Source organism: Chthonomonas calidirosea T49, from assembly GCF_000427095.1.
Classification (GTDB): Bacteria; Armatimonadota; Chthonomonadetes; order Chthonomonadales; family Chthonomonadaceae; genus Chthonomonas; species Chthonomonas calidirosea.
The window spans coordinates 2,628,147-2,639,422 of sequence record NC_021487.1; the positions used below are offsets into that span (position 1 = coordinate 2,628,147).

10 protein-coding genes are annotated in these 11,276 nt (G+C 54.6%); all 10 read right to left on the bottom strand.

All coding sequences use genetic code 11. The annotated features are described in order from the left end of the window. Window positions 1–7: 7 nt before the first annotated feature. The 10 genes from CCALI_RS10975 to CCALI_RS11020 all read right to left on the bottom strand — a co-directional run bounded on the left by CCALI_RS10975 (window position 8) and on the right by CCALI_RS11020 (window position 11,125). Window positions 8–1,834 carry an ABC transporter ATP-binding protein gene (locus CCALI_RS10975; protein ID WP_016483554.1) on the bottom strand — a complete coding sequence of 609 codons (1,827 nt, stop codon included), beginning with the start codon at window positions 1,832–1,834 and terminating at the stop codon, window positions 8–10. Then, complete coding sequence (locus CCALI_RS10980) at window positions 1,827–3,206, bottom strand: lipid-A-disaccharide synthase (protein WP_016483555.1); 1,380 nt, start codon at window positions 3,204–3,206, stop codon at window positions 1,827–1,829. Before CCALI_RS10980 ends, CCALI_RS10975 begins: the two co-directional genes overlap by 8 nt. 35 nt (window positions 3,207–3,241) lie before the next feature. Next, window positions 3,242–4,042 carry an acyl-ACP--UDP-N-acetylglucosamine O-acyltransferase gene (gene lpxA / locus CCALI_RS10985; RefSeq protein ID WP_016483556.1) on the bottom strand — a complete coding sequence of 267 codons (801 nt, stop codon included), beginning with the start codon at window positions 4,040–4,042 and terminating at the stop codon, window positions 3,242–3,244. Further along, a complete protein-coding gene (gene fabZ, locus CCALI_RS10990) occupies window positions 4,035–4,508 on the bottom strand; it encodes a 3-hydroxyacyl-ACP dehydratase FabZ (protein WP_044950389.1) in 474 nt (157 codons plus the stop codon). The genes lpxA and fabZ overlap by 8 nt, the downstream gene beginning before the upstream one ends. A gap of 5 nt (window positions 4,509–4,513) precedes the next feature. Beyond that, window positions 4,514–5,380 (bottom strand): UDP-3-O-acyl-N-acetylglucosamine deacetylase, encoded by an 867-nt coding sequence (gene lpxC / locus CCALI_RS10995; RefSeq protein ID WP_016483558.1) that lies wholly within the window; start codon window positions 5,378–5,380, stop codon window positions 4,514–4,516. Continuing rightward, window positions 5,370–6,428, bottom strand: a complete 1,059-nt coding sequence (lpxD, locus tag CCALI_RS11000) for a UDP-3-O-(3-hydroxymyristoyl)glucosamine N-acyltransferase (RefSeq protein WP_016483559.1) — start codon at window positions 6,426–6,428, stop codon at window positions 5,370–5,372. The genes lpxC and lpxD overlap by 11 nt, the downstream gene beginning before the upstream one ends. Beyond that, window positions 6,425–7,543 carry a hypothetical protein gene (locus tag CCALI_RS11005; protein ID WP_016483560.1) on the bottom strand — a complete coding sequence of 373 codons (1,119 nt, stop codon included), beginning with the start codon at window positions 7,541–7,543 and terminating at the stop codon, window positions 6,425–6,427. Before CCALI_RS11005 ends, lpxD begins: the two co-directional genes overlap by 4 nt. A gap of 42 nt (window positions 7,544–7,585) precedes the next feature. Next, window positions 7,586–8,257, bottom strand: coding sequence for an OmpH/Skp family outer membrane protein (locus CCALI_RS11010; RefSeq protein ID WP_016483561.1), 672 nt, complete (start codon window positions 8,255–8,257; stop codon window positions 7,586–7,588). A gap of 203 nt (window positions 8,258–8,460) precedes the next feature. After that, the gene (locus CCALI_RS11015) at window positions 8,461–10,395 is read right to left on the bottom strand and encodes a BamA/OMP85 family outer membrane protein (RefSeq protein ID WP_016483562.1); all 1,935 of its coding nucleotides are present in this window, start codon (window positions 10,393–10,395) and stop codon (window positions 8,461–8,463) included. Window positions 10,396–10,495: 100 nt separating this feature from the next. Beyond that, window positions 10,496–11,125 carry an RNA polymerase sigma factor gene (locus CCALI_RS11020; RefSeq protein ID WP_016483563.1) on the bottom strand — a complete coding sequence of 210 codons (630 nt, stop codon included), beginning with the start codon at window positions 11,123–11,125 and terminating at the stop codon, window positions 10,496–10,498. Window positions 11,126–11,276: the final 151 nt, after the last annotated feature.

An 11,276-nucleotide genomic window follows, 5' to 3' on the forward strand; every position in this document is an offset into this window, starting at 1 on the left:
AATATGGCTATTCAAAGCCTTTCAGTTGGGTTTCGTAGAGGCGCGCATAATAGCCGCCAGCGTCCATAAGCTCTTGGTGCGATCCCATCTCCACGATACAGCCGTCTTGCATAGCGAGAATGCGGTCGGCATTAATGATGGTCGAGAGGCGATGGGCGATGACGAGGGTTGTACGGCCCCGCATAAGATGTTCGAGGGCCTCTTGAACGAGGGCTTCGGAGGAGGCATCGAGCGATGAAGTGGCCTCATCGAGAATAAGAATGCGTGGATTCATAAGAATGGCACGTGCAATGGCGATCCGCTGCTTTTCGCCGCCTGAGAGGCGAATCCCGCGGTCACCCACAATCGTATCGAGGCCATGTTCCATGCCTTCAATGAAGGAGGCATTGGCAGCACGGGCTGCCTCCATAATCTCCTCATCCGTGGCATCGCGGCGTCCGTAGGCGATATTGTCGCGCAGGGTTCCTGCAAACAGCCATGTCTCCTGAGGAACCACCCCGATCTGTCGGCGCAACGACTGAAGCTTAACGGTGCGCACATCAATGCCATCAATCAGCACGCGGCCTGCCGTGGGATCGTAGAAGCGGGGAATGAGGTCTACAAGAGTGGATTTACCTGCACCGCTCCGTCCTACAATGGCGACCACTTCGCCGGGGCGCACCTCGAAGTCAATATTGCGCAGCACCAGCGGCGAGTCGGGGCTATAGCGGAAGGAGACGTTTTCAAACCGAATGTGGCCTTCAATAGAGGGCAGTTCAACGGCGTTGGGCAGTTCCTTCACTTCCGGCTCAACATCAAGCACTTCCTCGAAGATACGAGAGGCAGCAGCGAGCGCCTGTGAGCGCATGGAGACGAAGCTACCGAGACTGCCCACCGCGCGAGCCACATTGTCCAACAGGAACAGAAAAGCGATCAAGGCTCCGGCCGTAAGTCCCCCTGGCTCGACATAGTTGCGCACGGCATCCGGCACCGGCATCCCCGGATGGAGTCGGTTAAACTGTTCCACCATGAGATGCTGTGTATGCACCGTATGGGCCACCATATTTCCGCCCACATACATCACAAGGGCGATGCCGAAGGCTCCGATGAACTCGATGAGGGGGCGTAGTTGAGCGCTGCGGCGCACCCCGCGCATAACCGCCTTGAGCGTCTGCTGGTTCTCGGTGCGGAATCGCGAAATTTCATGATGCTCGGCTGCAAAGGTTTTGACCACTCTTACTCCGGCGACCGTCTCCTCAATGATGTTGGTGACTTCGGCCAACATGCTCTGCACGGTATGCGAGATTTTACGGATGCGTTTGCCGATGCGTGAGATGGTGAGGGCCATAAAGGGGAGAAAAAAGATGGCGATGAGGCTAAGCCGCCAGTTCATATAGAAGAGAAGCGCCAGGCTCACCAGAATGGTGAGTGGATCGGAGATCATTTGACGCAAGCTCATGGCCGCGTTCTGGATGGCCTGCACATCGTTGGTGAGCACCGACATAATAGCTCCGGTGCGGCGACGATTGAAAAACGAAAGGGATAGGGTATGGAGATGGGCAAATATCTCCTCTCTTAAGCGAGAGACCACGCTATTGGCCGTAAGCGAGAGAAAGTAGTTTTGTCCAAAAGAGAAAATGCCCTTGATAATGAAAACCACGACGACGGCAGCGCACATGAAATTGAGGTGCCCTACACGTCCATCGAGCATCGAGTCGACCACGCTTTTGATGAACTTAGCCAGGCTTGCATCAATAGCGGAGGTAAGGGCAGCGCAAAAGAGGCCGACGGCCAAAACCCAGCGATGAGGCTTTAGATAGGCAAGAAGACGACGTTGTGTATCTTCTTTACGCATGGAAGCCTATCTCCGTATCCTCACTTGGGAGAGCGTCGTTTATGTTGCAAGCGAGAGCTAGGGCAATGCGCGCCGTTCTGGCGCTCGCTCCAGGTTCACCTAAAAGATTTCGTACATCCAAAAGGGCTTGTCGCATCTGCTTTCGTGCACAAAGATCGGTAAGTAGGTTCACAGCTCGCTCCGCAATCGTTTGAGGCGTTGCCTGTTGCTGTATCAGCTCGGGCACGATGGAACGATCGGCCAGAATATTCGGCAGGGCAATGTATTTTATTTCCTGCACCTTTTTATCCATACGTCGCAAGCGGTACTCTAGCTCCATCCACTTCGAAACCCTGTAGAGCACTATCATAGGTGTTTGCAGAACGGCGGCCTCTAGGGTGGCCGTACCAGAGCAGACCAGCAGCAGATCGGCGTGCGCCATGAGGTCATAGGTAGACCCTTGGGTTAGTACGAGAGGAGGGGAGGCGGGCATGGCCACTTGGGGGCGCCACTCTTTTTGGGAGAGTTTCGGTGAGCCGATCAGAGCCCCGCCCTGAGTTGCGAGTGCCGGTTGGGGCAGCGCGTTTGGCAAACTTTTCGAGCGATGGGCCCGTTCTTGAACGTTATCGGGTCTTCGTTCTGCAGTGTAATGATGGGCTATAGGGTGCTTTCGGATAAGGTTTTGGACATACTCCAATGAGAGAGTGGGAGCTACGGCCACGGCGAATTGCGCTTTTGGCACCTCTCGAGCGATAAGAGGGATTGCTTCGAGAAGGGTTGGCAAAAGGTTATTCACCTCATGCAGACGGCTACCTGGTAGTAGACCGATAAGGGGGGCGTGAGGGTCGAGACCGAGGGATTTGGCGAATGCGTCACGTGTCGTACTGGGGGACACGCGGTCGAGCAGGGGATGGCCTACATAGAAGACGCGGGCTTTTCCCTGGCGATAGCGTTCTTGCCCCCAGGGAAAGGGCAGGGCGATGCCGTGTACAAGATGGGCTATGTCTTCGCGTAGGGCTGTGGCGCGTCGCCAGCATCCGGGAGGGATATAGTAGAGGGTTTTAAGGCCGATCTGCTGACAGTAACGCGCCATGCGAACATTGAAGGCGCCGAAGTCAATGAAGACGACGATTTCGGGGCGGCGATGGGCAAGCGTTTTGCGAAGCTTGGGCGCGATCTTAAGCGCTAGCAGGGGAATTTTGGGCAGTGAAGCCACTATACCAATAGCGCTCCACGAGGCGCTATCGGCCAAAAGCTCTACGCCAGCCTCGGCCATGGTGCGAGAGCCAAGCCCCCAAAGTTTTACTTCAGGGTCTAGCTCTCGAAGAGCCCGTGCCAGACTTGCGCCGGCCAAATCACCGGATGGCTCTCCGGTTAAGATGGCGATCTCCATAGAGTGCAGTTCCTGCTAGATCAAAGCCACTTAGGTTAAAGCGGAGGAGGGTTATTGGCCCGTCCGTTAAACCCTTCGCGTGTTCTTTGGATGAAAGCGATAAGGTGATTGAGTTCGGGGCTGGGGTCAATCTCCTCTTCGATCGCTTCCAGCGCTTGGGAGACGTTGAGGTTAGAGCGATACAGCAGTTTATAGGCCTGCCGCAGGTCACTACGAATCTTTGCGGGCACGTTGGCGCGTCGTAGTCCGCGAATGTTGATGTCGTAGACGCGCGCCGGCCGCCCTGTGGCCAGCATGTAGGGGGGGATATCTTGGGTAACGCCTGACATGCCGCCGATCATCACCAGGGTTCCAATGGTACAGTTTTGATGGACGCCGCAGATGCCACCGAAGTTGGCGTAGTCCTCCACGGTGACGTGGCCGCTAATGCCCACATAGGATGAGATAGTAACGTGGTTACCAATGATACAGTTATGGCCTATGTGAGCATAGGCCATGATCATGTTGTTATTGCCGATGCGAGTGTACTCACCTTCTCCGGTGGCGCGGTGGATGGTGACGTACTCTCGCACGATGTTGTTGTCGCCGATTTCGAGATAGCTTACCTCCCCTTTAAACTTGTAGTCTTGTGGAGGACCACCCAACATAGCACCGCTATAGATCTGACAGTTTCGACCGATGCGTGTGTTTTCAAATATCTGCACGTGGCCATGCAGCACCGTCCCGGCACCGATAAAGCAGTTCTTACCGATGATGCAGTAAGGCCCGATCTCTACATCGGGCTCTATTTCGGCCCGGGGGTCAATGATGGCTGTAGGATGCCACCGTTTAGACACTGTTGTTATCTCCTGCCTCCACTGTGACCGGGGTGGATCTGTTTTCCACGAGCTTAAAGAGCATTTCGCAGCTAGCCACTTCCTGCCCGTCCACACGAGCGATCATCTGCACTTTGCCCGCATCCCCATGTACTCTTAATAACGTTGCTTCAATAATCAACGTATCACCCGGAACGACGGGGCGCCGAAGTCGGCAGCGGTCTATACCACCAAGGTAGGGCAACTTATGACGGTGTTCTGGAGCAAGCAGCATAATGAGACAGGCCACTTGCGCCATCGATTCGAGGATAAGAACCCCAGGCATCACCGCCTTTTCGGGGAAGTGCCCGTTAAAGAAGGACTCGTTGATCGTGACGTTTTTTAACCCCACGACCCGTTCGCCGGGTTGCCACTCGATGATTTTGTCCACCAGAAGCATAGGGTATCTGTGCGGGAGCAACTGACGTATCGCTTCTATGTCCAGCACATGATTCATGCAGTTATATCTCCTTTGTGAGGCGCTTGAATGGTTCGATAGATCGCCTGCGCCAATTTTGTGTTGATGGTATGCCCTGGACGGTACACCTCTACATGCGCGTTGAAGCAGGCGCCAACCAGGGCGAGATCACCAATAAGATCGAGCAGTTTATGAGCGACCCACTCATACTCTACCCGCAAGGGGGAGGAGAAGCAATGGGGTGGGTCAATGAGAAGGGCGTTTTCAAGGGTCCCTCCACGAGCAAGCCCTGCTGCCAACAGCGCCTCGACCTCTTTGCGAAGGGCAAACGTGCGAGCTGGGGCGATGCGATCTTTATAGAGCGCGATACTCTGTGAACCCAACTGTAGCTCGGCGCTAGCTGTACCCTCCGGCCAATCCTCCGAAACGAACTTCACGCATAGGTGGAGAACTGGGGCCGGAGTGCACTCTGCCACGCTTTTCCCCATGGCCACGGACAACGGCTCCTGGAGATAAAAGATCGGTACCGGCTCTTCTTGCGAGATAATTCCGGCCTCCATAATTGCCTCGACCCAAGGCCATGCGCTACCATCTAGGATGGGCAGCTCAGGGCCTTCCACCTCAATGAGGACGTTGTCCACTTCTAAGGCAAACAGGGCAGAGAGCAGATGCTCCACGGTGCTGATACGAATTTGGGCGTTGCCGAGCGTGGTACAGCGTTGGGTCTCCACTACATACTCAGCCGTTGCGGGAACGGTCTGCCCCTTTATCCAAAAGATACGGCCGAAGTTTGTAGGAGCCGGCCGTAGATGTACGGTGGCAGAGGCACCGGTGTGGATGCCTGTTCCACGCACAGAGATAGCGCTGGCTAAGGTATGTTGGGAGCGAGAATTAACTGTCATTCAGTTTCGCTTCTAGCTCGGAGATCTTTTGTTCTAGGCTGCGGAGGCGCTTTAGGGTGTTGGGCAGTTCGGAGATGGCGGCGTACTCGCGCATCTTTGTCCAGTGAGAGCGCGCCGGGTAGCCCGACACGGTCTCTCCCTCAGCCACATCTCCGATGACACCGGCCTGTGCGCCCACTCGCGCTTTAGAGCCGATGGTAAGGTGATCGGCAATACCTGCTTGCCCTGCAAGAATAACGCCATCGCCTATCTTCACGCTACCGGCAATGCCCACTTGCGCCACAATAAGGCAGGAACGCCCTATCTGAACATTATGCCCTATATGCACAAGATTGTCAATTTTTGTGCCATCCCCAACACGTGTGGCCGTTGTTCGCGCTCGATCGATGCAGGTGTTCGCGCCGATCTCCACGTCGTTGCCTATCTCCACGATGCCGAGATGGGGCATCTTACGGAGGCCTGTTGGTGTGGGCACATAACCAAAGCCGTCCGAGCCAAGAACACAACCTGCATGCAGAATGCAGCGATGCCCTATTTTAACGTTGGGATAGAGCACCACATTGGGATAGATAAGACAGTCATCTCCGACGAAGCAGTCGGCCCCAATATGAACTCCTGCCCCGATACGTACTCTTTCGCCAATGCGGGTTCGCGGCCCGATCGTTGTATAGGGGCCGATGGAGACCTCTTTCCCGAGAACCACTTCTTCACCTAGAATGGCGGTGGGATGGATACCGGTTTCGAATGGTGGGGGGGTGGCAAAGGACTCGAGAATTTTGAGGAACCCAAGCCGTGGGTTTTCGACTAGAATGAGGGGTTTCGTATCGTCTATCTGCGCCGCTAAAGCGGGCGTGGTGAGAACGGCTGTGGCCGGAGAACGAAGGGCCTTGCGAAGAAAGGTGGCATTTTCGGCGAAAACCAGGTCTCCGGGTTCGGCATCTTCAATATCGGCAACGCCGGTAATGAAAGTATCCTCTGGGGCATTTTGCAGGGAGCCGTTCAGTAGCTTGGCAATTTGTTGCAGTGAAAGCGACAAAACACAGCTCATGGTAGGCTACGCTCTCTTTCCTGTTGGAGTTGCGTTTTTACAAAGTCGGTAGCATCGAAAGCTCCGGGGGTGCCTTGTGGCACAAGGTGCCAGCCCTGCTGTTGCAAAATGGCGAGCACCTCCTGGCGGAGAGCTTGGAGACGAATTTTAGCGAGCTCAGCCCCTATCTGAGCGGCCTGTATGGAGGCGTTGAGGGTTGCCCTTTGGACGGCTTGTTGTGCTGTTGGGAGCGCTACACGAGAAGGGGGGGACAGCGTCACCGGTAGCGAGACGCCAGGTGGGGGCGTTGATGGGATAGGAGGAAGCACAAGGTTGACCTCTTGAAGGAGAGCTTGCTGGTTTTCTGCCGCCTGCATGGCTCGACGTGCTATTTCCGCAGCTTGCTGTTTACGATAGGCCTGCAGGTGGTTTTGCAGATCGGCCTCGATCTGTTGGCGTGTTTGGGAGATAGCTTGGGCGATCTGCTGATCGGCCTGTTCAACAAGCTGTTTACGACCGGCCTCTACTTGGGCGATCTGTTGGGCAATAAGCCGTTGCTGAGAGAGAGCATCGAGGTGGGCCTGACTGTTTGCAAAGATGCCAGCGGTAGCACGTACCTGAGTTTGCACGGCTATTTCGCGAAATTGAAGCAACATCTCCTGTCGGTTCAGTTGGGCGAGTTGGCTTTGCAGTGCGCTCATGCTTTGGGCGCGAATGGTATCGGCAGCCTGTTGGAGTTGCTGTTGGGCTGCGGTTTGTTGCTCTTTTTTATAGCGATTGAAGTCGAGTTGGGCGGCATCTTGAAGCGACTCGGTGAAGCGCTGCAGGTAACGTGCAGCATCGGCGCTAAGCTGCTGTCGTCGCGCTGCAGCTAGCGTAGCACCTATAGGAGGGGGGAAGACGAATGGAGGTGGGGGGGTTGGGAAGGCCACCGGTGTCGCAGCAGGCGCCGCAATAGCCGAGGGGGGAGAAGCGGATGATGCCGTTGCAAAAAGCGGAGGGCTATAAGGGAGAAGGGCCTGCATCCTCACGAAACAGAGTTTCGCAGAGGGGGATTTGGGGGCGCATCCCTCTCCCAAAGCGCAAGAAAGCAACAAAGCGATAGCAAAAGCCCACTGCTTTTCGGTAAAGGCCACCTACCACAACACCTCCACGTCGCCCATCTGTGAAAAGAGGCGCTATTTATTCAGGATTTTTAGCACATCGTCGGTGCAGTCGGCCTGTGCGTAGGGTGCCACGGAGTTGTCGAGCACAAGCGCATAGCCCTTATCCTTGGCAACGGTTGCGATGGCGTCACGAATGTTCTTGGTGAGCTGCGCCATGGCTGCATCGAGCTTATTCTGCATATCCTGTTGGAACTGCTGTTTCAACAGATTAATGCGCGCCTCGGTCGCCTTTTCGAGGTTAAGGTAGTTATCAAGAGTCTGTTTATCTTGGGGGCTTAGATTTTGAGCTTGGGATAGGCGTTGATAGTCGTCATTGGCTTTTTTACTCTGATCTAGTAACTGTTGTTCCTGCTGCTTTTCGGCTGGGGTAAGTCCGGCCGGTGTGTTGGCTTTTTGCAGAAGCGTGGCAAGCGTTTTTTGGTCTTGTTCAGAGAGGAAGGGGTTGTCCGTCATCACCTGCAGCAGCTGTTGTTGCTGATTCGTTTCCGCCTGCATCTGGTCACGATACTGCTGTACCAACTTATACTCCGTTTGGATGCGGTTCATATCCACGGAGGCGAATCGGATATCGCCAGGGGCACTTTTGGCATCGGCGAGGGCGTGGGAAAGGGAGGCCACGATGCCCCAGACAATCGCAGCTAGTACAATCCAGTACAGCATGGATCGGTTATCGTGTGAACGCATAGTTCTTCTCCTCGTTAGGAAGTATGGATTTTTATGTTTAAACACTTTCCTGCGTGCAACAGATGTTGTTTCTTGCTTCAAATTCCAAGCAAGTAAGAAGATCTTATCATTATAGCTGGAACCGGAAGGTTTTTCGTACTCGCCGGTTTTTGGTGCATCATTTACTATTACGGAATCTCCAGTGATAAGCTCCTCTATGAGATTTAAAAGGTAGAGCCGAAGCTGAAGTGAATGCGGCCTCCCTCACTTCCGATGCCATAGTCGAGGCGGATGAGCCCTAAGGGGGTCACAATGCGCAGGCCCGGCCCTACCCCAATGTAAGGGTGAAAACCTCGCTGTGAAAATCCGTTAATATTCACGTTGCTGTAGGGCCCGCCCCAGGCATCACCGATATCCATAAAAAGGACGCCAGTGAACTTGGGCGCAAGAGGTTGCCGCAATTCAATAGAGGTAAGGAACTCGTACTTGCCCCAAAACCGGTCGTCACGATAACCGCGCAGGGTGTCGGCTCCGCCCATGAAGAACTGTTCGAAGAAGGGTAGCGTCCCGGTAGAAGCCCCAACGAGCGCGCGCAGAGCCAACACGGTTTCGGGTTTCGTGGGGTCGTTGAGCGGTCGTTGGCCGCTGAGGCTGAAGTACTGGCGTGCTTCGAGGCTCGTGCGAAGGAAGTTGGTGCTGCCCGTGATGGTGCCGGTAACGGGAATGCCGAAGATAGTGCGAGGCGTGCTGAGGTCGGCATGGCCGATCTCGAGGCCGATCTGTTGCACACCGCCTTTTGAGGGATCGAGATAGAGGTCGCGTGTGTCGTGGCTGATGAAGCCCGTGACGGACACGATGGGGCCGTTTTGAATGATGCTGAGGTCTTGGGGGGGTAAGTTCAGCAAGTCGGTAGTTACGTTTTCGGCACGAAGAGATAGGGAGGCGCTGTAGAAGCGCCCGAAGGGGCGGGTTGCGGTGACGATGCCACCAGCGCGCTGTTCGGTATAGTAGTTATTGGTAATAGAAGCCGTTGTGCCTGGAATGGGTGCGATGGGGCTTGCAGCGCTCAGGGCGCTGGAAAACCGATAGACCGTTTTGTCGTAAAGCTGCACATCGAGGTTGGTGTTGCGGCCGCCGAGGTAAGGTTCATCGAAGTCAAGCTCAACGCTACTCCGATCCGCGAGGCCACCTAGCTCCCCTCGCAAAGCAACACGTTCGCCTAACCCTCGAAAGTTGTTATCGGATAGTTCAACAAACCCAATAAAGCGTGCTGTGTCGCTATATCCTGCTCCCGCGTGGATCTCGCCTGTGCGCTTTTCTGTAAAGTTGAGGGTGATGGCGATCTGCCCTGTCCCTACCACTGTTACGGAGGGCCGTACATCGTCGAAAAGCCCAGTATTAAGGAGAGCCACCCGGTCTTGGGCCAACGTATCGGTGTTAAAGTAGCCACCTACGCGTGTTTTGATAACGTGCATAATATAGGATTTACGAGTTTTATGCAACCCAACGAAATCGAGGCTAGCCACTTTCGCAACGATGATGTTGATGTGAAGCACGCCCGCGGCATCAATCGGCACGTCCTGGCTAAACGAGGCAATGTAGTGCTGCTTCTGATAGAGGTCTATGATAGCGTTGGCGTCGGTGAGGAACTGTTTGCTGTTGAACACGTTGCCCGGCTTCAGCCCCTGCAGTTGAGCCTCTACGACTTCCGGTTTTATAGGACCTGTTCCGGTAATGCTAATATTGGTGATCATCGGGTTTTCGTCTACCGCAATAATCACCTTGCAGGTGCCGTTAGGCGGGTTCGGCTCTTCTGCGTAGACATTCACGCCGTTGCGCGGGTCTGGGTCGAGCACACCAAAGTAGCCGGTATCTAGCAGGTTCTGTTCCATCTGGGCCTGGAGTTGTGGGGTAAAGAGGTCGCCCACTTTAGCTCCGCTAGCGCTAATGATGAAGACGCTGTTGAGGTTATGGTTTCCGCGCACCTCGATATCAGCGATGCGTGGGGCTTGTTGGGCAGTTTGTGGCGAAGCCGTTAACGAATCGGGAGCTTGGGGAAGCAGAGCACTTTTCGCCTGATGCGATACCGTTATCAGCAGGATGCTGAGAAGAAGCGATACATGTGAGGCAAATTGTTTCCCAATGGGCCGAAGGCTCATTTGCTGTGGAACACTCCTTTGGTCACGCGCCAGGAGGCGCGTACGAGTAGAGAATTCGTAAGTCGCAACAGAGTTTACCCTTTTTGGGCCTCAAATTAGATTACGACCGATAGTAGGGCTCTAGCTTACGTCGCAGCATGGCACGCGCTCGGGAGAGGCGGGTTTTTACGTTTTCAAGGCTTAGGCCGGTGGCCTCCACGATTTCGTTATAAGAGAGTTGTTGAAATTCGCGCAGAATAATGACCTCGCGATACTCAATAGGTAAGGAATCGATGGCGGCAAGGATTTTCTGGTGCAGCTCTTTTTGTTCGAGCACTTGCTGAGGGGAATGAGTCCAATCCGCAATATCACGTGTGGTGAAGGAATCGTCGTCAGGGTCGGTCATCTGTTCGAGCGACTCGATTCGAATATGGCGTTGGCGCTCACGGCGACGCAGGCGATTAATGCAGAGGTTGCGCGCTATCTGATAGAGCCAAGTGAAAACCTTTGAGTCGCCGCGGAAGTTTGCATAGTGTTTATAGGCGCTAATGAAGGTCTCTTGTGTGACATCGGCAGCCTCTTCATAGTCCCCCAGAAAGCGGTAAACAACGTTAAATATCCGCTTTTCATATTGAGCGACAAGCTCATCAAATTCGAGGCGTCGTTCCGCCTCATCGGATGAATGGGCGTTCATGCTGACCACATAGTCTCCGGCCGATGCGCTTGCGGCAGCGGCCCCAGAGGGCGACAACGTACACCCTCCCTTTTCGACATTGGTTGCAGAAGAACCTCTTAGGCAGGTCTGATAGAACATGGTAACCTATTTATGAAGGTGTAGACAGAAGCGACGGACACCTGCTCGATGTCTGCGTTTGACCGACGCGTTAGAGCTTTCTTTGATG

Excerpts from the sequence above, each read along its gene's own strand:
- CCALI_RS10975 (WP_016483554.1), bottom strand. The coding sequence starts at position 1,834 with ATGCGTAAAGAAGATACACAACGTCGTCTTCTTGCCTATCTAAAGCCT.
- CCALI_RS10980 (WP_016483555.1), bottom strand. The coding sequence starts at position 3,206 with ATGGAGATCGCCATCTTAACCGGAGAGCCATCCGGTGATTTGGCCGGC.
- lpxC (WP_016483558.1), bottom strand. The coding sequence starts at position 5,380 with ATGACAGTTAATTCTCGCTCCCAACATACCTTAGCCAGCGCTATCTCT.
- lpxD (WP_016483559.1), bottom strand. The coding sequence starts at position 6,428 with ATGAGCTGTGTTTTGTCGCTTTCACTGCAACAAATTGCCAAGCTACTG.
- CCALI_RS11010 (WP_016483561.1), bottom strand. The coding sequence starts at position 8,257 with ATGCGTTCACACGATAACCGATCCATGCTGTACTGGATTGTACTAGCT.
- CCALI_RS11015 (WP_016483562.1), bottom strand. The coding sequence starts at position 10,395 with ATGAGCCTTCGGCCCATTGGGAAACAATTTGCCTCACATGTATCGCTT.